General features: G+C 41.2%; 20 protein-coding genes and 3 tRNA genes. 11 read left to right on the top strand and 12 right to left on the bottom strand.

Annotated elements, in window-relative coordinates; translation table 11 throughout:
* The first annotated feature begins 283 nt into the window (after nt 1-283).
* Nucleotides 284-475: a cold shock domain-containing protein gene (locus QXL17_06110; protein MEM4258707.1), complete on the top strand. Its 192-nt coding sequence runs from the start codon at nt 284-286 to the stop codon at nt 473-475.
* A gap of 107 nt (nt 476-582) precedes the next feature.
* Here the strand turns inward: QXL17_06110 and purL are convergent, their stop codons facing one another.
* The 5 genes from purL to QXL17_06085 all read right to left on the bottom strand — a co-directional run bounded on the left by purL (nt 583) and on the right by QXL17_06085 (nt 4,239).
* A complete protein-coding gene (gene purL, locus QXL17_06105) occupies nt 583-2,952 on the bottom strand; it encodes a phosphoribosylformylglycinamidine synthase subunit PurL (GenBank protein MEM4258706.1) in 2,370 nt (789 codons plus the stop codon).
* A 28-nt stretch (nt 2,953-2,980) separates the two neighbouring features.
* Nucleotides 2,981-3,229 carry a phosphoribosylformylglycinamidine synthase subunit PurS gene (purS, locus tag QXL17_06100; protein MEM4258705.1) on the bottom strand — a complete coding sequence of 83 codons (249 nt, stop codon included), beginning with the start codon at nt 3,227-3,229 and terminating at the stop codon, nt 2,981-2,983.
* 38 nt (nt 3,230-3,267) lie between these two features.
* A complete protein-coding gene (locus QXL17_06095) occupies nt 3,268-3,822 on the bottom strand; it encodes an AAA family ATPase (protein ID MEM4258704.1) in 555 nt (184 codons plus the stop codon).
* A 27-nt stretch (nt 3,823-3,849) separates the two neighbouring features.
* Nucleotides 3,850-3,960: transfer RNA gene (locus QXL17_06090), tRNA-Leu, on the bottom strand.
* Between the two features lie 66 nt (nt 3,961-4,026).
* Nucleotides 4,027-4,239 carry a hypothetical protein gene (locus QXL17_06085; GenBank protein MEM4258703.1) on the bottom strand — a complete coding sequence of 71 codons (213 nt, stop codon included), beginning with the start codon at nt 4,237-4,239 and terminating at the stop codon, nt 4,027-4,029.
* Between the two features lie 183 nt (nt 4,240-4,422).
* Here QXL17_06085 and QXL17_06080 point away from each other — a divergent pair.
* Together QXL17_06080 and QXL17_06075 are read left to right on the top strand one after the other, a co-directional pair.
* Nucleotides 4,423-4,497, top strand: a tRNA-Met gene (locus QXL17_06080).
* A gap of 58 nt (nt 4,498-4,555) precedes the next feature.
* Nucleotides 4,556-5,323 (top strand): heparan-alpha-glucosaminide N-acetyltransferase, encoded by a 768-nt coding sequence (locus QXL17_06075; GenBank protein ID MEM4258702.1) that lies wholly within the window; start codon nt 4,556-4,558, stop codon nt 5,321-5,323.
* A gap of 48 nt (nt 5,324-5,371) precedes the next feature.
* Here QXL17_06075 and gyrA read toward each other — a convergent pair whose 3' ends face one another.
* The 3 genes from gyrA to QXL17_06060 all read right to left on the bottom strand — a co-directional run bounded on the left by gyrA (nt 5,372) and on the right by QXL17_06060 (nt 11,712).
* The gene (gene gyrA / locus QXL17_06070; protein MEM4258701.1) at nt 5,372-8,347 is read right to left on the bottom strand and encodes a DNA gyrase subunit A; all 2,976 of its coding nucleotides are present in this window, start codon (nt 8,345-8,347) and stop codon (nt 5,372-5,374) included.
* Between the two features lie 19 nt (nt 8,348-8,366).
* Complete coding sequence (gene gyrB / locus QXL17_06065; GenBank protein ID MEM4258700.1) at nt 8,367-10,280, bottom strand: DNA topoisomerase (ATP-hydrolyzing) subunit B; 1,914 nt, start codon at nt 10,278-10,280, stop codon at nt 8,367-8,369.
* Between the two features lie 556 nt (nt 10,281-10,836).
* Nucleotides 10,837-11,712 carry a bifunctional methionine sulfoxide reductase B/A protein gene (locus QXL17_06060; GenBank protein ID MEM4258699.1) on the bottom strand — a complete coding sequence of 292 codons (876 nt, stop codon included), beginning with the start codon at nt 11,710-11,712 and terminating at the stop codon, nt 10,837-10,839.
* Nucleotides 11,713-11,837: 125 nt separating this feature from the next.
* Here QXL17_06060 and QXL17_06055 point away from each other — a divergent pair, with 125 nt between their 5' ends.
* From QXL17_06055 to QXL17_06045, 3 genes are read left to right on the top strand one after another with little or no spacing between them, the layout of a single operon-like run.
* Nucleotides 11,838-13,547, top strand: a complete 1,710-nt coding sequence (locus tag QXL17_06055) for a Vps62-related protein (protein MEM4258698.1) — start codon at nt 11,838-11,840, stop codon at nt 13,545-13,547.
* Nucleotides 13,548-13,562: 15 nt separating this feature from the next.
* Nucleotides 13,563-14,813 carry a TIGR00375 family protein gene (locus QXL17_06050; protein ID MEM4258697.1) on the top strand — a complete coding sequence of 417 codons (1,251 nt, stop codon included), beginning with the start codon at nt 13,563-13,565 and terminating at the stop codon, nt 14,811-14,813.
* Between the two features lie 20 nt (nt 14,814-14,833).
* On the top strand, nt 14,834-15,283 hold the full coding sequence (locus QXL17_06045; GenBank protein MEM4258696.1) for a GAF domain-containing protein: 450 nt from the start codon (nt 14,834-14,836) through the stop codon (nt 15,281-15,283).
* 113 nt (nt 15,284-15,396) lie between these two features.
* Here the strand turns inward: QXL17_06045 and QXL17_06040 are convergent, their stop codons facing one another.
* Nucleotides 15,397-16,815 carry an MATE family efflux transporter gene (locus QXL17_06040; protein MEM4258695.1) on the bottom strand — a complete coding sequence of 473 codons (1,419 nt, stop codon included), beginning with the start codon at nt 16,813-16,815 and terminating at the stop codon, nt 15,397-15,399.
* Nucleotides 16,816-16,956: 141 nt separating this feature from the next.
* Here QXL17_06040 and QXL17_06035 point away from each other — a divergent pair, with 141 nt between their 5' ends.
* Nucleotides 16,957-17,184, top strand: coding sequence for a hypothetical protein (locus tag QXL17_06035; protein MEM4258694.1), 228 nt, complete (start codon nt 16,957-16,959; stop codon nt 17,182-17,184).
* Between the two features lie 134 nt (nt 17,185-17,318).
* Here QXL17_06035 and QXL17_06030 read toward each other — a convergent pair.
* Together QXL17_06030 and QXL17_06025 are read right to left on the bottom strand one after the other, a co-directional pair.
* Nucleotides 17,319-17,392: transfer RNA gene (locus QXL17_06030), tRNA-Val, on the bottom strand.
* Nucleotides 17,393-17,486: 94 nt separating this feature from the next.
* A complete protein-coding gene (locus tag QXL17_06025) occupies nt 17,487-18,422 on the bottom strand; it encodes a caspase family protein (GenBank protein ID MEM4258693.1) in 936 nt (311 codons plus the stop codon).
* A 149-nt stretch (nt 18,423-18,571) separates the two neighbouring features.
* Between QXL17_06025 and QXL17_06020 the strand changes: the two genes are divergently transcribed.
* The 3 genes from QXL17_06020 (at nt 18,572) to glmM (ending at nt 22,521) form a co-directional block, all read left to right on the top strand.
* Complete coding sequence (locus tag QXL17_06020) at nt 18,572-19,600, top strand: NDP-sugar synthase (GenBank protein ID MEM4258692.1); 1,029 nt, start codon at nt 18,572-18,574, stop codon at nt 19,598-19,600.
* Between the two features lie 115 nt (nt 19,601-19,715).
* Nucleotides 19,716-21,104: a phosphomannomutase/phosphoglucomutase gene (locus QXL17_06015; protein ID MEM4258691.1), complete on the top strand. Its 1,389-nt coding sequence runs from the start codon at nt 19,716-19,718 to the stop codon at nt 21,102-21,104.
* A 13-nt stretch (nt 21,105-21,117) separates the two neighbouring features.
* Entirely contained in the window at nt 21,118-22,521 is a 1,404-nt protein-coding gene (gene glmM, locus QXL17_06010; protein MEM4258690.1) for a phosphoglucosamine mutase, read from the top strand.
* Between the two features lie 56 nt (nt 22,522-22,577).
* Here glmM and QXL17_06005 read toward each other — a convergent pair whose 3' ends face one another.
* Nucleotides 22,578-22,736 carry a DUF2080 family transposase-associated protein gene (locus QXL17_06005; protein MEM4258689.1) on the bottom strand — a complete coding sequence of 53 codons (159 nt, stop codon included), beginning with the start codon at nt 22,734-22,736 and terminating at the stop codon, nt 22,578-22,580.
* A 47-nt stretch (nt 22,737-22,783) separates the two neighbouring features.
* Between QXL17_06005 and QXL17_06000 the strand changes: the two genes are divergently transcribed.
* A partial coding sequence (locus tag QXL17_06000; GenBank protein MEM4258688.1) for an ISNCY family transposase occupies nt 22,784-23,260 on the top strand: 477 nt, incomplete at its 3' end.

Raw genomic sequence — 23,260 nt, 5'->3', positions numbered from 1 at the left:
CTGAAATCGGCGGTGAAATTGCGGTTCACATGGTTCGCAACTGTTGGATTAATCCTTTTCTTTGCGCGTCCCATCCAATGAAAAAATGAATGTTTCTTCCTTAATTATCTATTTCGGGATGAAGCCACGAGGATAGAAACTTATATAAAACACCGAGAAATGTACATATCTACCAAAGAATAGAGACAAAGAGTATTGGATTGTTCAAAAAAGAACCTTTCATACAATTTTGTTTTTGTTCGAAAAAAGAATCCTCTGGATTACATAGGAGGTAAAAAAAAGAATGAAAGGAACAATAAAATGGTATAACGCACGAAAAGGATATGGGTTCATAAAAGGAGAAGATGATAAAGATGTCTTTGTTCATCGTTCATCCATACCTGCTGGAACCTATCTGAATGAGGGAGACACTGTTGAATACGACTTAGAAGTCGCAGAACGAGGCCCTCAAGCAAAAAACATAAAGAAAAAGTAGTACCAAAAACACAAACAATCCAGTCTATCAATCAATTTTAAGTACATGTAGATATGGTGGTTTAACCATATCACTTTCTCTTTAGATCATCATCACTCGTATCGTGTTTACCCCATAACTGACCAGAGTGGTTGAAGCCAGCATCTTCGCAAATCTTCGAGTTCTACATCAACAACTACTTTTTTATGTTCAGTGATAACCAGTTTTTGTTCACCGGTTGTTTCACCCAAAAAAGTAAACGGCACCGTATGCCTCTTCAACAACGATTCAAACTTGTTTTTTGTATTTTTCGGTACTTCAACAACCCATCGAGTATTCGTCTCTGAAAACAATTTCATATCGGTACGAAGCGATGCTCCAAAATCAGAAATATCAACATGAACTCCGATACCACCACCGATCATCATTTCAGCAAGACACACCGCAAGACCACCTTCACTGACATCATGACATGCAGCAATCATGCTTTTTTCAATACACAACAGCAACGTATCACAACACCGGTGCAACGTCGATGCATCGGTTCGAGGAACCACTCCACCTTTACGCCCCATAAGACGATAATACTCAGAGCCACCCAGCTCCTGCATGGTTTCCCGTCCGACAAGATACAAGAGATTTCCCTGACGTTTCAAATCACTGGTTACACAGTTTCGAATATCATCAACAATACCAATACCCATCAGCTCAGGTGTTGGTGGAACTGCACTTGACACAGACTCATTATACAAACTCACATTACCTGAGGCAAAGGGAAGACGTAAGGCTTTTGCCATATCACCAAGACCCCGACAGGTTTCATAAATTTCACCCATGCGTTCAGGTTTCTCAGGATTTCCAAAATTCAAACAATCAAGAATCGAATCAGGTCGAGCACCAACAGAAACAAGATTTCGGCACATCTCATCAACAGCAGCACAAGCACCCCAATATGGATTCAATTCCATAAATCTCGGGTTAACATCAGCAGTCACCGCAAGACCTCTCCATGAATTCTCAAGGGGTTTAATCACTGCTGCATCACCATGAGACTCCTGATTCATTTTTCCATGTAACGGTTTAATCACAGTATTACCACGGACCTCATGATCATACTGACGAATCACCCAATCCTTAGATGCAATATTTTCAGAGGAGAGTAGTTTTTTTACGGCATCATTCAAATTAGGCATAGGAAAACGTTCTTCTTTTTCTTCAGCATCTGTCGGCTGTGGTAGAACAACCGGACGAATACATTCATCATACACCGGTCCACCGGTGAGAAACTCCAAATCCATCTCAAGGATTCGTTCTCCTTTGAAAAACACGCGGATAACTTGTTCCTGAATCACTCTGCCAATTGGTGCTGCATACACATCCCACTGTTTGCAGATATGCAACGCCTGATCAACATTCTTCGGATCAACAAGGAACATCATCCTCTCCTGACTTTCAGATACCCATATCTCCCACGGTTTCAACCCTTCTTCTTTTAAGGGAACATGATCAAGATGAATCTCAGCACCAAAACCAGCACTATACGCTAACTCACCACAAACGCAGGAAAGACCCCCACCGCCGAAATCCTTTAATCCTTCAAGTAATCCTTTGCGATTTGCTTCAAGAGTCGCATGAATCACCGGTTCTTTCGTAATTGGATCGCCAACCTGAACTGCAGACCTACTACTCTCCTCACTAGCATCGTTCAATTCTGCCGAGGCGAACGTTACCCCGTGGATGCCATCACGACCAGTTTTTCCGCCGACATAGATATACACATTACCAGGTGCTTTTGCATAGCTATGAACCAAATCCTTCTTCTCCATGATACCAAGACATCCAACGTTCACCAAACAATTTCCAAGATACCCCTCATGGAAATACACAGAGCCTGCAACCGTTGGAATACCGATACGATTACCATAGTCTCGAATACCATCAACCACGCCTTTAAACAAATACCGAGGATGCTTGACACCAGCAGGAAGTTTATGAGCAGGATACGATAAAGGACCGAAAAAGAGCGGATCGATAAACGCAATCGGCTGGGCACCCATACAAACCACATCACGGACCACGCCACCAATACCGGTTGCCGCACCACCATACGGTTCAATTGCTGACGGATGGTTATGTGATTCTATCTTTGCACAATAACAATATTTTCCATCAAAGGGAAGAACACCAGCATCTTCACGGGCAATGATTTTATCCTCAGCAACACCATAAATATATTTTTTTAATGCAAGTTTTGAAGATTTATAACAACAATGTTCACTCCACGCCTGACCAAGAGCCTGCAGTTCAACATCAGTTGGTAAACGTTTTTTTTCTTGAAAATAATGTTTTATCCGCTGCATCTCATCAAGCGAAAGCGCCAAACCAAGCTGTTTACTCAACTCACACAGTTCTTGATCAGATGCCCTAAGAATATCAACTTCATACAAATCAAAAGGAACTGCTTTTTTGTTGAATAAATGAGAAACGTCTGTCCCCATATCTCTCACCGGATGACAAATCGGAGATTTACAACTCTTTGACATCGATGACATAACTATGAATCACCGGATTAGTTAACAACCGCTGGCACATCTGCTCAGCATCTTTTTTCACCTTGTTTTTATCAGCGTCATTAATAACAATATCATAGGTCCGTAGGGTCTTTACTGATTGTACCTGATCAAAACCAAGGAGATGCAATGCTTTTAAAGTATTTGTCCCTTCAGGATCTGAAACACCTTTTTTCAGTTGAACCGTAATTTTTACTTCAAACATAAAAAACCACGCCGCAATCAGAAAAACAGTTGATTAACTTATCGTTTCTCCAGGATGCTCTGAAAAAACTTTTTTATTTGCTCCTGAAACTCCTCAAGACTCGAATTATTTTCAATGCGTATATCTGCTGATTTAAGTACCTCTAAAAGACCCCAGGAGACCTCTCGTTTATCTCGTTCTAACATTGCTTTGAGAGTACCGCTATCATCCCGGCGTCCACGCATGAGACCACGCTGATGTCGAATCTCATCAGATGCAATAATCGCAATGAGAAGAAAGTCAGATCCGAGATGCTTTTTAAAGTAGATTATTTCTTCCTTGTTTCGGATACCATCAATAACATAGATATTTGAGGACGGTAATGTTTTCATACATTCAACTGTTTTTTGTGCCCATATATCCATCCCATATTTTTTCCTCATGGAATTTGCAACATCTCCAACATTTCTATCATCTAACGGTCGTCCTTGACGTCTTGTTTCTTCCCAGACTAAATCACCCATTCGAACTACAGGAATATTTTGCTGACGAGCAAAATCAACTGCTACTGATTTACCAGAAAACGGCATACCAGCAAACGCAATAATCTTCATAGTTTCTTCTCCTCCGAGAGAAACGAGTGCAGGGGGAGCGATTTGAACGCTCGAGTGCCTACGCAACAGGGTTTCTTAATGCTACAAACAAAAGCATTCCTAAGCCCTGCCCCTTGGACCAAGCTCGGGTACCCCTGCAAGTAACTCTTGGTACCACGAATAAAAACATTAATGAAAAACCTTTCCTACAACCGACGCAACGCATTACTGTTTTCCTTTTAAAAGGATGATTTCCCCATAACGAGTATAACAATTCATGCAAAACTTCCGAGCGATCAATGAATGAATATGCTCCTTTACTCCTTCTTCAAGATAATAGGGATCATCAGCATTAATCTTAGAATTACAATAGGTGCAAACCGTTGGAAATTTCGACTGTCGTTGAACCAAACGACTTTCAATAACCTTCTTCACCATAAACTCCCGCCATACTATTCATCCTGTTACAGGTATTAAAATTTTTTCTCTCCATCGGAAATCTGTTAACATCAAAAAAGTTTGACAAAAAAAGAGAAACTCACAGAATAACTACAGAGTGGTACATTTAAGTAGGAGAAAAACTATTCACCGGAATTACCGAAAAAAACTTAATCCATATATAGCGAGGTGGGGTAGTCAGGAAATCCCGACGGGCCCATAACCCGTAGATCAATGGTTCAAATCCATTCCTCGCTATCCCTCGTTTTATAAAAAGAAAACATCAATAGGAACTCGGAATATATACAATAGTATTATGAAAAATCTTTGTACTGCCAAACACGACGAACGTTACTGGGAAATTGATGCACTCAGAGGTATCGCAATTGTCATGATGATTTTTTTCCACATTATTTTTGATATGACGTATTACAAGGTTATAACCATAAATCTCGAAACACTACCATGGCGACTCTTTACCTACTCAATTGGAACTATCTTTCTCATCCTTGTCGGTATATCACTCACCTTACGTTACCACAAAAAACACAAAAACAATACCCAACAAAATCTCTATCTCCTTTTCGTAACACAAGGATTACGAATACTTGGTTTTGGAATGCTGATAACCATAGCAACTTGGTTTTTTCTCAAAGGAAACGGAACAATACTTTTTGGAGTCCTCCACTGCATTGGCGTTTCAATACTTCTTGCATACCCATTCATTCGTCATCGTGTAACTCCCTTCACACTTGGAATCATATGTATCATCTTGGGAGTGTTTCTATCACGAGTTCACGTTGAATTCCCTTACTTACTCTGGCTCGGTCTCAGACCAAAAAATTTCTACACGCTTGACTATTTTCCACTCCTTCCATGGTTCGGAGTTATTCTCCTTGGTATCTGCATCGGCCATACATTCTATCCGCAAGGGATACGAAAAAAACAAATCAGAACTGTACAAACAACTTCACCGGTTCACGCATTGGTTTTTCTTGGTAGACATTCCTTACTTATTTATCTGATCCATCAAATCATCATTGTGGGAATATTGATGCTTCTTATGACCTTGCAGATACTCTAAAAATTCATTGTTTTGATAAATGAGAAAAAAGCTGATGGAAAAATGTTGCTATCGTTTCTTTCCATGTTTTTTCCGTGGTTTTTGTTTCAATTTCACGACCGATTTCTTCTTGATACCTGGTTCTTTCTTACGATCCGTTTTCTTGTGTCGCATCTTCTTTTTGGTTACAACAACTTTTTTTGTGTTGATTTTTTTCTTTCGTTGTTGTTTCTGCTGTTGAGATTTTATACTTTTTTTTCGAGGTGTTTTTTCTTTTTTTACCGTTGTTTTCTTTTTCGGTTTTTTAATTTTCGGTGAATAACGAGAGGTACCTTTCACCGTGCCTTTTGGTTTTTTCTTTTTTGGAGGAGGTTTTGGCGTTGTTGATGGATCGGTTACCTCCTCAGATGCAGATACTTCTGGTGTTTTTTCTGGTTCGACTCCGAATTGTTTTGATTCAGATTTGACGTGTTCATCTGATTCACGTATTGGCTTTGAAGTACTTTTTTTAGGAGGTTCAGCGACAGGTTCTTCTTTTCGTTGTTCCCCGGGATCATCAATCGGAACATGATATTTCTCAGACAGCGAAGTTTCCTCTGGTGTAATACAACTCTTTTCATCGTTTTCAGCCATCACTTTTGTTACCGAAACAACCTTATCGCCTTCATTGAGTCGCATGATACGAACACCCATAGTGTTACGACCTTGGCTGCGGATATCACGAACTGGAATGCGAACCGTCATCCCCTGCATTGTGGTAATAATGAGCTCTTCATCATCACTGACCTGACTGACAAAAATTACTTTACCATTACGTTCATTGGTGACAATTGTTCGAACACCTTTACTGCCGCGATGCGTCTGCCGATAATCAGCAATGGGAGACCGCTTACCAAAACCATTCTCAGTCAGTGTTAAAAGCGAACCATCTTCATCAACTGCAGTCATCGCAACAACCCGATCACCTTTGTTGAGTCGCATACCAATTACCCCGTGAGCAGTACGACCCATCGGTCGGATCTCAGATTCAGCAAACCGAGAAGCCTGACCGTCTGATGACGCCATCATAATCATCTTCGTACCGTCAGTCAATACAACACTCATGAGTTCATCACCCTCAGCAAGCGTTATTGCCTTAATACCATTGATCCTGATATTTCCATACGCTGACGTTACGGTTTTTTTAATGGTTCCATTTTTCGTTGCAAACACGAGATAATGGTTGTCATCAAAATCATGGATCGGAAGTGCAGTTTCAATTTTTTCACCTTCTTCTAATCGTGGGAGCAGATTGATGATTGCTTTTCCTTTTGCATGACGGTCGGCCTCAGGTATTTTGTATGCCTTCAGCCAATAGGTTTTACCTTTGTTGGTAAAAAACATGATATACTCATGGGTGTTGGTTACAAAACAATCAATCACGACATCTTCTTCTTTGGTTTTAATCCCAATAAGTCCTTTTCCACCACGGTGCTGCGTCCGATACGTATCAGTCGGCAGTCGTTTAATATAACCTGTTGCTGTAATGGTCACAACAACATCATGCCGAGGGATAAGATCTTCAAGTTCAATATCAGCATCTCCTTCAACAATTTCAGTACGTCGATCATCACCAAATTTGTCTTTGAGTTCAAGGAGTTCTCGTTTAATCTCAGCCAATATCTTCCGCTTATCAGCAAGGAGCTCTTCAAGTTGTTGAATCAACTGTTTCGTTTCGGCATATTCTTGTTCAACTGCTGCTATTTCCATGCCAACGAGTTTCTGCAACCGCATGTCAAGAATTGCTTTTGCTTGCAGTTCTGAAAGTTTGAACCGTTGCATCAATCGATTCTTTGCTTCTTCAACCTCTTTGCTTCTCCTGACGATCTCAATAACTTCATCGATATGTCTCAGTGCAATCATCAGTCCTTCGAGGATATGCATTTTTTCTTTTGCTTTGGTTAAATCATACTGAGTTCTCTTCGTGATGATCTCAATCCGGAATTCGATATACTGCTCAATGATCTCTTTCAGGTTGAGGATTTTCGGCTGACCTTTCACAATCGCAAGATTTAAGATGCCAAATGTCGACTGAAGTTGCGTATGTTCAAATAACTGATTTAACACAACATCTTCAATAGCATCGCGTTTCAGCTCAATGACAATACGCATGCCTTTCCGATCGCTTTCATCACGCAGATCAGAAATGCCCTCAAGTCGTTTTTCTTTGACAAGAGTTGCAATGGTTTTTAACAATTCTGATTTGTTGACCTGATACGGAAGCTCAGTAACAATAATCTTTTTTCGTTCATCACCTTCGATCATTGTACGAGCCCGGATCCGAATCAACCCACGACCCGTAGCATACGCTTCAAGAATTCCGCCACGTCCATAGATTAGACCACCGGTGGGAAAATCAGGACCTTTGATGATGTCGACAAGCTCATGAATTGAAACATCTGGATCATCAATGACTCGGATAATACCATCAACAACCTCAGTGAGATTATGCGGCGCCATATTCGTCGCCATACCAACCGCAATGCCAGATGAACCATTCACAAGCAAATTCGGCAATACCGATGGAAGTACTTCAGGTTCTTTCAATGAACCATCGAAATTATCACGCCAGACAACAGTTTCCTTCTCGATATCCTGAAGAATATACTTGGTGATCTTCGCCATTTTCACTTCAGTGTATCGCATCGCTGCAGGTGAATCACCATCAATTGAACCGAAATTCCCCTGACCAGAAACTAAAGGATATCGCAGTGAGAAATCCTGAGCCATACGAACCAATGAATCATACACTGCCTGATCACCATGCGGATGATACTTGCCAAGGATATCACCAACGATACGAGCAGATTTCTTGTAGGGCTTCTCATACGATAAACCCATTTCATTCATTCCGTACAATATCCGCCGATGCACTGGTTTGAGTCCGTCACGTACGTCAGGTAACGCTCTGCTCATAATCACACTCATTGAATAATCAATGAATGCGCGTTTCATCTCATCGTTAATATCACGAATTAACTCCTTTCTTTCTCCATCATCAACCATAGTCAAGTATCACCCTATTTTAAATATCAAGATTGACAACATCTTTTGCATGTTGTTCGATAAATTCACGTCGTGGTTCAACCTGCTCGCCCATCAACACCGAAAAAAGTTTATCCGCCTCAACCGCATTTTCAATAGTAACCTGTAACATCATCCGTCGAGATGGATCCATTGTTGTCTCCCATAGCTGCTCCGGGTTCATTTCTCCAAGACCTTTATACCGCTGGATACTCACACCAGTCTCACCCATCTGCTTTAATTTCTGAAGTTTCTCACGATCAGAATATGCATACTCTACTGTTTTTCCTTTGGTTAATTTATACAACGGCGGCTGTGCAATGTACAGGTATCCCTTCTCAATCAACGGATTCATATACCTAAAAAAGAAGGTGAGTAACAGCGTGCGGATATGCTCGCCATCAACATCAGCATCAGTCATGAGAATAATCTTATGATACCGAGCATTCTCAATGTTGAACTCCTCCCCGATCCCCGTACCAACAGCAGTAATCAACGCAAGAATCTCCTCGCTTTTCAAAATCTTCTCCATTCGTGCTTTTTCCACATTTAAAATTTTTCCTCGTAACGGCAGAATCGCTTGAAATTCTTTGTCACGAGCTTGCTTTGCACTCCCACCAGCACTATCCCCCTCAACGAGATACAACTCTGATTTACTGGGATCTCGACAGGCACAATCAGCAAGTTTACCAGGTAAAGATGAAAGTTCAAGTAAACCTTTTCTTCGGGTAAGCTCTCGTGCTTTCCGAGCAGCATCACGAGCCTTATTCGCAAGGACCGCTTTATCAATAATGATCCGAGCAATGCTTGGGTTCTCCTCAAAAAACTCTCCGAGTTTTTCATACACAATACTTTCAACAACACCTTTCACTTCAGAATTGCCAAGTTTGGTTTTTGTCTGTCCTTCAAATTGAGGATGATGAATTTTAACTGAAATCACTGCAGTAAGACCTTCACGGCAATCCTCACCACTCAAACTAAACGATTCATCAAACAATTTGTTTTTCCTGCCATAATCATTAATAACCCGTGTCAGAGCTCCTTTGAAACCAATAAGATGCGTTCCACCTTCATGGGTGTTGATGTTATTTGCGAAACTGAAAATACTTTCTGTATATGCATCTGTGTATTGCATTGCTATCTCAACTGGAATCGACTCTCGTTCTCCTTGGATATAAATCGGATGAGGATGCAACAAGGTTTTATTCCGATTGATATACAAAACAAACTCGCTCACACCACCATTGTATTGATAGGTTTCATGGTGTTTGGTTCGTTGATCAGTAATCTCAATTTTCAATCCTGCGTTGAGAAATGCAATCTCCCGAAGTCGAGTCGCAATGATATCATACATATATTCTGTGGTTTCAAACACAGTTTTATCAGGAAGAAACGTCACTGTAGTTCCCGTGTCTTTTGCTTTTCCGATAACTTTCAAATCACACACTGTTTTTCCACGTTCATACCGTTGAAAATACTCTTTACCATTACGGCGGATTTTCACCTCAAGCCATTCTGATAACGCATTCACCACAGAAACACCGACACCGTGCAGCCCGCCTGAAACTTTATACGCCTCCTGGTTAAACTTACCACCCGAGTATAACATCGTCATAACAAGTTCAACGCCAGGTTTTTTATATTTCTCATGAATGTCAACAGGTATCCCTCGGCCGTTATCGTCAACCGTTACTGATCCATCTTTGTTGATTGATACTTTAACATGGGTACAGTATCCTGCAAGCGCTTCATCAACAGCATTATCAACAACTTCATAGACCAGATGATGTAATCCTCGACTATCAGTACTGCCGATGTACATCCCTGGGTTTTGTCGTACCGATTCTAATCCTTCAAGAACTTGAATTTTATCAGAATCATACGTGCTATCGGTCACTGTTTTTTCATTTGCCATAGATCACTCCTCATGATAAAGGATACACAGTTTTTTCGACATAGTGTCGTCTGTTGCTTGGCAGCTGTGTGTCTCCCGTCTCCTAGAGGTATTTTTCTCGGAGAGCAATATGGAGTAGTGGCTAATAAAGGTTACTATCTCTCGGAGAAAAACAGCAAAAAGTATATAAATATGATTTGAGGAGAACGGCAGGTTTTTGAAATTTTAATTCAGTGGTTAAAACTCACCCCCTGCGCGTACAGTAGAATATCTCTTAGTGCGATACCATAGTTTTATTCTATCTTTCTACGTATGGTGAGTTATTGGAGAGCTAAACGTTCTTCACCTTACATGGTTATACTCATCTGAAGCCCCAAGAATTCTCGCAAACCTCTCTGTGTTTTGAGAGAGATACTCAACATTCAGAGAACAAATGACGTTTTGAGTACATCAACAACTCAAACCACCATCAAATACGCAACATGATGTCTTCTAAATTTGATACGTTACATCCACTGTTGTAAATCCGGAAGGAAAAAATGATCGATTTTAAAAATATGAAACTTATTTTAATATGTTATAGTTGACAACTCGATAGTCCACGTTTCATCAGATATTTTTGATGATATTCCTCTGCAGGATAAAAGGTAGGCGCAGCAGTTATTTCAGTCACAATAGGACGAGCATATTTTTTTGCCTGTTCGATTTTTTGTAGTGATTGTTCTGCAATCTTTTTCTGCTCAGAGGTATGATAAAAAATAACCGAACGATACTGCGTCCCCGTATCAGGACCTTGTCGGTTTTTAGTTGTTGGATCATGGATACTCCAAAAAACATCAAGGAGTTGCTCATACGAGATCACCGTCGGATCAAATTCCAAATGAACAACTTCAGCATGTCCTGTTCTATCAGTACAAACATCTTCATACGTCGGATTTTGAAGTGATCCACCCATGTATCCAACGGTTGTTTTCAGCACACCAGGAATCTTTCGAAAGGTTTCTTCAACATGCCAAAAACACCCGGCGCCAAATGTTGCCTGTTCTGTTTTTTGAACGATCGTTTTTTCAAAGGATAACGCTGCTGAGTTAATACAATATCGTTGTCCTGTTTTTGTTGGTCCGTCATGAAACACATGTCCGAGATGACCACCACACTGAGAACACAGTACTTCGATACGGTTCATTCCATGGCTGGTATCTTGCTTAAGAGTAACACTCTGTGGCGAAATAGGTGCGTCAAAGCTTGGCCAACCTGACCCCGAATCAAATTTTGAATCTGAAGAAAAAAGTTCAGAGCCACATCCAGCACAGCGATATATTCCTGGTTCTTTGACCTTGAGTAAACGACCGGAAAACGGTGGTTCAGTTCCTTTTTTTCGAAGGATGTGATATTGTTCAAGGGTTAACCGTTTCTGCCATTCAGCATCAGAAAGAGTATGTTTTTGGCCCATATTACACAACCATAAAGATGATGATACTTAAAGGTTTTTTACAGCATGTCTCTTGTTCACAAGCGCAACGATCTTCGTACGAAGAGTTAAATAATGAATCAAAATATCGAGGTGTGGGAGATTTTATGAATGTTCAAAAATCGTTACTCATAGTTTTTTGTCTAGGAGTATTCCTTGCAAGCAGCTGCTGTTGTGTCCATGCTCAGAATCTTGATGCAGAACGATACGCACCAATCCTTTATTTTGAGGCACAAGAAGAATGCTACCCAGTTGATGTAACGTACCATATCAAAAATGCATATCTCTACGAGCAAAACAATCCAGTACCGATTGCTACAACGGTAACCGAACATATGCTTGCATCGTATACGAGCGATACGTATTATCTTGATAACCAAAAAGGAACAATAGCTGATGATGGCATCATTAAAGATTACCAAGCATCACTACCGACACTCGGGTACACCGTCTATACACATATTGATCATACAAATTCAGTGATTCAATACTGGTTTTTTTATGCATTCAACAAAGGAGAATTGAATCAACACGAAGGCGACTGGGAGATGGTTCAAATCAGGTTTTCAGCAGGTGTACCAGCAGAAGTTATGTATAGTCAACATCATTCTGGACAGAAAGCAACCTGGGAACAAGTTGAACGCGACGGCGACCATATCAAAGTCTATGTTGCTCGTGGCAGCCATGCAAATTACCTCAGACCATATTCAGGAAAACTTGGATTTTCCAGTGATTATGTCGGCAACAATGGAAAAATCTTACGTCCTGGAACCGACTACATGTTAGAAGAATTGAACAATCAGCCCTGGCTTGCATTTGGTGGTTTCTGGGGATGGATTGGAAACACCCAGGAAACTACTGTAGAATCAAGTCTTCTTGGACAAGCTGGACCACAAGGACCAAAGTTTCGAGAGAACGGCGGCCTTTGGACTAGCTCGCCTTCATGGACGTCAAAACTTCTCCCCGCCCACGACTTCTTATTTATCGCTGATTGGATACTCTATAATTTCCTCCTCTTATTTACCGTAATCACACTCATCACGGTTCTTATTCTCTGCTATCGAATTTACCGACGTCATCAAAAATATGGTCTTGGCCCCCGAAAATTTGCTCTCCTCTACATCGATGGTTTTAACCTAAAAAGCATTGGAAACATCCTCTGCATCGTTGGCCTTATCATTGCTGTCGTCGGACTTCTCCTCCCATGGTATGCAGTCTCAACGACGATATCAATACCTGGAGAAAAACCAATACACCTTCCTAACCTGATAGCGGTGGACGGAATTAAAGGAATTCAAATTACTCTGCCAAATCAACAGGGACCTCTTCCCCTAGGGAGTTTTACACTACCATTCTCAATTTTTATTGGAATTGGAATTGTCTTTATGATTCTTGGAACTATTGGTATTGCTCAGAGTCAAAAACTTGGGAAAAAATATATGCTTAAAGGTACACGATTTTTAATACCAGGTATCCTCGTACTACTGATCCTCGTACTCTTCGGAGCCATAGTTCAATCCCTTGTACCAGATCAATCCCAGGGAAACACCGAGATTCTTGACGTGCTCAGGCAGATTTCTGCGCAACCGTTCGGAGGTACCTACGCCCTCAGCATCACCCAAAGCCCAGGAAGTCGCGTTGAACTCTCATGGGGTTTCGGCATGGGCCTGTATCTCTTATGTATTGCTGGTATTATCTTGATTGTAGCAGGTGGCTGCGAACTCTTTGCAAAAACCTTTTTCTTTGAACAACGACAACCAGAAATGACAAAAAAACAACAAAAACAAGAGAAAAAAACAGAGGAAGCAAAACCATAACAAATGTTTTTTTATATGGTGTTTTCTGTGTACATCAATGCTGATCTCCATCTTCATTCACGATATTCCGGCGCAACCAGTGACAAGATGACCATTGAAACCATCTCACTTGAAGCACCACGAAAAGGAATACACGTCGTTGCCACAGGTGACTGTCTCAACGCATCATGGATGAAAGAAATCAAAACATGTGCTGTAGTGGATGAAGGAACCTTCCAGATGAACAACACCAGATTTATCTTAAGTACTGAAGTTGAAGATCAAAGAAGGGTTCACCATCTCCTCTACTTTCCAAGCATCTCCGCAGCTGATGATTTCAAAGAACGAATTAAAAACAAATCAAAAAACCTTGATACCGACGGCCGACCAAATGTTGCTTTGTCAGGTGAAGAACTCGCACAACATGCCAAAGATGTTGATGCACTCATCGGTCCGGCACATGCATTTACACCATGGACAGCAATGTATGCATATCACCATTCACTCAAAGATTGTTACGGCAGTCTTGCAGAGTATGTAGCATTTGTTGAACTTGGATTAAGTGCTGATACGAACTATGCGGATATGATCCAAGAACTCCATCGACTTACCTTTCTTACCAATTCAGACAGCCACAGCCCCCATCCAGTTCGTCTCGCTCGAGAGTTCACCAGGTTCACCGTCGAAGAACCGACATTTTCTGAACTTAAAAAAGCGATTCTCCGGACCAAAGGCAACAAACCAGTTCTCAATGTCGGATTACCACCGCAAGAAGGAAAATACAATGAATCAGCATGCATCTCATGTTACACCCATTACACCCTTGAAGAAGCACAACGTCGGAAGTGGAAATGTAGCTGTGGAAAACGCATCAAAAAAGGAGTTCGCGATCGGATCTTAGAAATTGCGAATTTTAAAGAACCACATCACCCGGATCATCGACCACCATATCTCCATGTGATACCTCTTGCTGAAATAATTGCAAAAGCACTTGACCAGCACACACCATTCACCCAAACTGTGAGCAAACGCTGGGATGAACTTATCACTACATTTGGAAACGAAATAACCGTACTCATCGATGCAGATATCCAAGCAATCGCACGAGTCACAGTACCAGCAGTCACCGAAGCAATCCAGGCATTCCGTGATAAAAAAGTACGCATCATCCCTGGCGGAGGAGGAAAATACGGAATCATAGAACTTCCAAAAGAAAACAGAACAAACATACAAACGCCGATCACCCCTCACGATCATCAAACAAGTCTTCTTGACTACCAACAATAAAAAAAATGCACAGAAAGAGTATGAACTACGAACATGCATTAACTCAAATACAACAAATGATTTCAAACACTGACCCAAAAAACTTGTTACAAACAATCGTCGATACCCTCTACCATACGTTTCCGACCTACAACTGGGTTGGCATCTATCTTCTCAAAGACAACAATCTTATTTTAGAAGCATGGCAAGGAAAACAACCAACAGAACACACCACAATACCACTCGGTGTCGGTATCTGTGGTTCTGCAGCACAGACTGGAAAAACTGAGGTCATCGATCATGTTTCACAAGACCACCGATATCTCGCTTGTTTTACATCAACCCAATCAGAACTTGTCGTACCCATCAAAAAAACAGGAACAATCATCGGTGAGATCGACATCGACTCAGACACCCCTGCAGCATTCAAACCAAAAGATGTAGCATTTGTTGAAAAAATAGCAGATATGCTCGCACAGCATATCCGATAACAATATGCATCAGCACTCAAGATCATCATCATTACCAAATTCTTAAAGAACCTGGCTCAGAAAAGGTTCGATCATCACAGCAGTACACTACATGTACGACGACAATATAAGAGTTATGATGCCGTCGTATTCATTTGCTGACGGTTAATCAATCGATGTATTGACTGACGTGCCCAGACAAAACCGATGACTGCAGCTATACAATTACCTGTAACAAGACCCCACCATACACCGGTTATGTCATAGGTTATCATTGTTGAAAAAATCCAGGCTAACGGTGCAACAAGAAAAATCGTTCGAATCAAGGTCACAAGCAAGGAATTGAATCCTTTTCCCATGCCCTGAAACACCGCGGATGAAAAAATACCAAACGCTGACGCTGGATAAAAAATAAAAATGATGTGCAAAAAATTCGTAATGCCATCAGTTAATCTAGCAGCATCAGCCGAAAACGTAAACAAAAGCGCAATATGTGGCGCAAGAACAACGGTTGCTGCCGCTAGAATAATCTCAAGAACAACACCAAGTTTAATCGCATAGATATACGCCTCATTCACTTTGACATAGCTTTGTGCACCAAACATAGCACCTGAAACTGAAACAACCGCAGTGGCCATACCAAGCAACGGCATCGTTGCAATCGTCACAATACTCCACCCAGCACGAAACACCGCAACACCATCAGTCCCACCAACAAACGTCAAAATACTATTAATAATAATCATCATAATAGCCATAGAAAGTTGCATCACCGATGCAGGAAAACCAACCTGAACAATATCCCATACAACATCTTTTTGAAAATGAAATCCTTTGAAAGACAACGAAATATACGTATCTTTCTTCAAAAACAACCAATAGAACAACAGAACAGCTGACACCGCCATACTCAACAACGTTGCCCATGCAGCACCTGCAACACCAAGACCAAACGTATAAATAAAAATAGGGTCAAGTACAGCGTTCAAAATACCACCAAGAACCATAGCATACATCGACCGTTGGGCATCTCCTTCTGATCGAAGCACCGCGGTTGCAATCAAGGTAAAAAACGTAATAATTGTCCCCAGAGCAATAATACGAGCATAGATCGCTGCAAGTACTGTTACCTCACCAGCACCAAGGATGAAAAAGATTGGTTCAGGAAAGAGAAAGAACAAAACAGAAAAACAAACAGCAATAGCAAGACTAATGATCAGCGTATGCAGTGCAACAAGATCAGCACCGGCTTTATCACCCTGTCCAATCTTCCGAGAGATTGCAGAACCCCCACCAATCCCAATACCAGTAGCAAGCGCCATCCCCATAAAAATAAAAGGAAACACAAACCCAACTGCAGCAAGCGCATCAGGACCAAGACCGGACACCCAAATGGTATCCATAAGCGTATACAACGTTTGAACAACCATTGCCACAATCATTGGAATGGAAAGTTTGAGAATCGCTTTTTTAGGATCACCAAGCAGTGTTTTCACACCATGCGTTTCAGGATATGTTGCATTCTGCGGAAGATCAGTTTGAGAAGAAGTCACAACACCGGTCACAACCGCAGGGTAAGAACTTAGGTTATTTGAACCTTATTATTTCGCTGATCAACGTACACAAATATGGAGAAAAGATTTAAATTATACCTTCTTTTTAACCCCCAACAGCCAAAACAAAGAGGTACAATCATGGTTGAATTTGAAACAATCAAAGCAGAAGAGGTAAAATTCGGAAAAAACAACTTTATTGAAGTTGCACGGAAAAAAGCATCTGGAGATGGCGGAGAACGTGAATATATTTCACTTTCGCGAGGTTTTTATCTTCCTGATGGAACAAAAAAATGGAAATCATCAATTACGCTCCCGGATGAAGAAGATAAAAAAGAAAAAATTGCAGATTTAATAAAAACCTTATAACTTACAAACAAGAAAACACACATTTTTCAATATTTTCCTTTTTCCTTTTTTTCAGCATTCGTATTTTTCTTATTCAAAACATCGTTCAAACAAAACACATACTCACAACAAAAGTATTGTTTATATCAAAAAAGTGGGCCCGTTGAGATTCGAACTCAAGACCTCCTCCGTGTCAGGGAGACGTCATAACCATCTAGACCACGAGCCCATGAATGCAACCTCAGAATTTCTACTCCTTTTTAAATGTTTCAGTTATGGTAAATAGAAAACTCAGAAGAAAAAAAACATAACACGTTTGCATGTTACGAAGTCACGGGGAATTCTCCAGGATATCCATCATAGATGGTCGGATGTTGTTCGCCACCAGTTACAAATTCAACAAATGGTTTTGCAAATAAAAAGGTTTCTTCAGCTGAGTTTATGCCGTCACGATTCCCGAAAAAATCAGCCCATCCGGTCAAACCATTGATCAGATACTCAGCAAAATACGAACCATATGAAACTGTATCTTCTTCACTGGACATCAGTACAATCCGGTTCTGTGCTGCTAGCTCCCCAGCAAACTCTTGAGAAAACACTTCAGCGGTATACTGTTTGTTTTCTGACTTTGCAGACCATGGCTGGTCATTAAAACCGCCACTAAAACAACTATCTACAATAAGACAAACACCGTGTGCTTTAATCCGACTGATGAAGAAATTCAACAAATCATCCCAGACAAATGCATACCAGGTATCAAAACCTTGATACATAACAAGAATCTCATCAGCACCATCTGTTTCATCTCGTGGCGGGAGATCGAGAGGCATTCCTTTCCTATCACGCAATGGAGAACCGTGGGTTGTAAGAAAGATCAGAACCATATCATCAGAATCTGCTTGTTTGATCAGCCAGCGTAACTCTCGAATGAGATTCTGCCCGGTTGCTTGACTTCCGGTGACTTTATGGATGTTTTCTGTCTTCCATACTGATGAAGCAAGCAGGGTACTGTGAAGATCATCTGCTGCTTCAAGCATCGATGGGCGATCTTGGTCAGGGTGATTCAAATATACGCCGACGGCAAAAATGAGTGCCCAATATTCAGTACCTGGCGTTGTGTGTGGTGTTGATGTCACAACGCTTGGTATGTTCTTGTGATGCATCTGGACACCAGCAGTACCCATCGGCGATAGTATCAGGAGGAGGCTGAGCAAGAGAACGAACCCATACAACGTCGTGGTTTTAATCCAAGTATTCATACGTATTCCTCAGATTTTTTTCTATAATAGATATATATTATAGCACGACGCCTATAAATTATTTTGGTTTCTAAGAAATAGTACTGCGGTTGATACTGTAATGTTAATATGCAGCCATGAGTTTCAGGTTGGCTAGAGGCGATACCCATATGGAAGCGATTATTCTTGCAGGAGGTTTTGGAACACGACTTCGGCCATTTACCTATACGCGGGCTAAATGTTTACTGCCGATTCTGAATAAACCAATGATACAGTATCTCATTGACAGTCTTCCTGATGAGGTTGATACGGTTATATTAGCAGTGAACTATCGAAAGGAGCAAATTGAATCGTATTTTTCCACACATCCCTGTGAAAAAGAAATAATTATCAATAACGAGCCTGAACCGCTTGGTACCGGTGGTGCAGTAAAATTTGCAGAAAAACATATCACAGGACCCTTTTTTGTTCTCAATGCTGATGTGATTAGCTCACTTAACCTTGCTGATATGATGCGATTTCACCATCGAAAAAAAGCATTCACCACCATTTCACTTTGGCCGGTTGAAAACGTCTCAGAATTCGGTGTCGTCAACATGAAAAAAGATGGCAATGTGATCGGGTTTGTTGAAAAACCAAAACCAGAAGATGCACCATCAAACCTCATCAACGCAGGGGCCTATCTGCTGAACAACACAGTACTTGACTATATACCCACAGGCCGTCTCGTCTCTATGGAAAAAGAAATCTTTCCACTCATCATTAAAAACACCAAGAAATTTTATGGCTATCAAATCAAAGGATACTGGATCGACGTCGGACGTATCCCAAGTTACATTGACGTCAATAAAATGCTATTACAAAAACAAGGATTAAAAAACCTTCAAGGAGAAAATTGTGCTGTTCACGGAGAACTCATCAACACCTGCATCGGAAACCATGTACGCATTGGACATAACTCGACCTTGAACTCATGCATCATATTTGATCATGTCACCATCGGAGAAAACGTGCATTTAGGGAATTGCATTATTGGGGAAAACTGCGTAATCGAGCACAATTCAAATCTGATTATAACCGCGATTGGTGATAACGAACATATCAAACAAAACACACGTCTTGAAAATGCGATTATTTGGACACAACCCATACCACCAGGGTATCCGAAAAAACAGATCGGCAATGTCATCGGGGAATAACCGCATTCAAAGAAACGCAAACCCATAAAAAAGTACCTCTAGTACCTAAATAAAAAACTGATACTGACGTAAACATTAAACAGATTTTTATAACCGATGTTTTATTGCTCGTACGATGTTACAAGAAAAAACAATATCCCCACATATTTTCCGAGCCTACGATATTCGTGGTATCTACAATCACGATATATCGCCGGAACTGTTCCAAAAAATCGGCATGGCTGCTGGAACTTTTGTTCAACAAAATCTCAGCGGAAAAACAATGACTGTTGGAAATGACCTTCGAAAATCCAGTGTCCCACTTGCATTAGCCTTTATATCAGGAGTCACCGCAACTGGAGTTGAAGTACTCTACACAGGAACAACCGCGTTTGGTCAAACCCTTTTCTCAGGTTGGCAGCACCAGCAAGACCTCATTGCTTTTATCACTGCAAGTCATCTACCCGCGGAATGGAATGGAGTGAAATTCTACTACGGTGATGGCGTCGGTCTCTCTGAAGATCAACTCATGACCATACGAGATATCACTCTCACGAGCAGGACTACGAATGCCGCATGGGATCGTCTCGGAACAGTAACACTTCTTGATCCAAAAAAGGAATATCGAACTTTTTTTCAACAGAGATTTATCTTTAAAAAGAAATTGACTGTTGCGCTTGACTGCGGCGGTGCGAGTACAACGCTTTCTGCACCAGAAATTTTTAGAGCAGTTGGACTCAACATCATCCCTGTTTTTTGCGATCCGGACCCAACGTTCTCCAAACGACCATCAGATCCAAAACCAGAAAACCTAACAACACTTGTTGAAACTGTGAAACAACACCGCTGTGATTTCGGCGTTGCATTCGACGGTGATGGAGACCGAGCAGTCATTGTTGACAACACGGGAAAGATACTCTCCGCTGATGAAACCGGAATCATCATCGGAACCTACGGGCTACCAAAAAAACAAGGAACCATCATTGTCAATGTTGAATGTTCAAAAGCAGTTGCAGAATATCTTCAACCACAGGGATACACCATTAAACAAATCCAGGTTGGTCATACGTTTCTCACTCTTGCAGCAAAAAAAGAACACGCGCTCCTCGGCATCGAATCGTCTGGCCATCTGATTATGCCAGACTATTTCCTCTTCGACGATGCACTTATCATACCTTTAAAAATCGCAGAAATCCTCCAAACAACGCAGAAAAAACTCCATGATCTTATAAAACCAATCCCGCTGTACCCACGACAAAAAAAGGAAATCGAATGCCCTGACCATATCAAATTCAACGTCATTGAAACATTAAAACAACAATTTACCAAGGAATACCACAACACAAATACCCTTGATGGTATTCGAGTCGATCTTCAACAAGGATGGATTCTCCTCAGAGCCTCAAACACGAGCCCAATCATCAGACTTACAGTTGAAGCAAATACAGAACACGATGTTGCAAAACTCACTGAACAGTTCCTTGAAAAAACTACAACCATGATTGCAACTCTTAAGAACAAATAAGGTTGTTATTCATATGCCTCGGCTTTTTGGAACCAACGGTATCCGCGGTGTTATCAACCAAGAAATGACTCCAGAGCTTGCACTTGGCATCGGGAAAGCTCTTGGAACATACCTGAAAAAAAACAAAGTTCAACCAAAACTTGCGATTGGAACTGATGCACGACTCTCAAATGCCATGCTGGCAACAGCGGTAACCTCTGGACTCCTCTCAACAGGATGCACTGTTGTCGATCTCGGCTTAGTTCCAACACCAACACTGCAATATACGGTTAAAGAAAAAAAATATGATGCAGGTGTCATCATCACTGCATCTCACAATCCTCCAGAATTTAACGGTATTAAAGGAGTGAGTTCGACCGGAGCTGAATTCACCCAAGAGATCGAACAAGCAATAGAACAGATCTACTTTCAGAACCACTACACTCAAGCATCATGGGACATGGTTGGTCAGTATTCAACCGATGCCCATGCAATAGACCGGTACCTGAAAGCAATCACTACTCTTGTTGACGTTGCACGTATCAAAAAACAAAAATTCCGCGTGGTTCTTGACTGCGGAAACGGCGTAGGAAGTCTTGCAGCACCAGCTCTCCTCAAACACCTTGGATGTACCGTCACATCGCTGAACTGCAACCCCGACGGGCGATTCCCAGGAAGACCTTCAGAACCACTCCCAGAAAATCTTACCTGCTTGATTGATACAGTAATGAAAGAAAATGCCGATGTCGGTGTTGCCCTTGATGGTGATGCAGATCGAGCAATTTTTATTGATGAACAAGGAAAATATATCTGGGGTGACAAGACACTCTCCTTACTCGGAAAACATATTGTTATACGAAATCAAGGAGGAATCGTGGTAACACCTGTAACGACGTCAACCTGTTTCGAAGATACCATCAAAGCACATCACGGTCAAGTTATCTACACTCGCGTTGGATCACCGGTTGTCGCATCAGCGATGATGCACCACCATGCGGTTTTCGGCGGTGAAGAAAACGGTGGACTCATATTTCCCTCATTGCACTACTGCCGCGATGCGTGTATGTCAATAGCATCTCTGCTTGAACTCCTTTCTCAAGAAAAAAAACCGTTATCTGCCCTTATTGCACAACTCCCGGAGTATGAAATGTATAAAACGAAAATACCGTGCCCGAATCTGCTCAAAGAATGTGTAGTCCAAAAGCTGGCTAGTCACATCCAAGATATGCCTGATATCGTAAACGTTGATCAAACCGATGGCATAAAAATATATACTCAGCAGGGATGGATTCTCCTACGACCTTCAGGAACAGAGCCAATATTCCGAATTTATGCAGAGGCACACCAGAAGGACATCGCTGAAAAAATCGCAGAGACCTACAAAAAACTAGTTCAAGAGATCATCAATCATCTAAAAAATGCATCAAACGACGCATAACAAGCAGGCAAACTTCTTCTGACCGAAGAGTAGGACATTGGGACAGAATTCCATAATCAGTCTTTAAGGATGATAACATAGGCTCGTTTGCCTATGTATTTTTTTGGTGCATCGACTTTTGCACTTGTCCCAAAAGGTGTTATTCTTTTTTCATAAAAGACTTCTACATTGTCCTTCAATGTAAGCTCCTTATCAATGAGAGAAATCGTACGCATAATCTAGATATCTATAGATATCTTTATATAGTTTTCTGTTGATTACAATCACTATGAAAATCACAGAAAAAATAGCACAGGAATTGGTTGAAGTTCTTGAGGAAATCAAAGAAGAGTGTTTCTCCGAAGAGAAAAGCAAATACCCGTATGCTGAATGGGAACAGAAGCGTGAACAGGTAAAACAACGGCTTCGTGAACTCCCCCGATATATTGATCAGGCGGTTGAGAAAATCCATTTTGTGAAACCACGAGCAGGTCAAAAGAAAAAGATCGATGTACGGAAACGGACGATGCTGTTCTTGTTAACTCGGTTGATGAACAAAAGCAACCGGGATATGGAAGAACTCCTGGTATTGTTTGGACCATTATTTGGTATCACGGTGAGCTACAAGACTATCGAACGGCTCTATTCAGATCATGAAGTTAAAACTGTGCTACATAACCTGTTCATTCTCCTTCTCCGCGATGAAGGAGTATCCGGTGATTTCTCCGGTGATGGCACCGGATATTCTCTCTCAGTAACG

It is taken from the genome of Candidatus Thermoplasmatota archaeon, assembly GCA_038884455.1.
Taxonomy (GTDB): domain Archaea; phylum Thermoplasmatota; class E2; order DHVEG-1; family DHVEG-1; genus JAWABU01.
The sequence above is the reverse complement of the archived record's forward strand: the minus strand, read 5'-3'. Positions and strand labels throughout refer to the sequence as shown.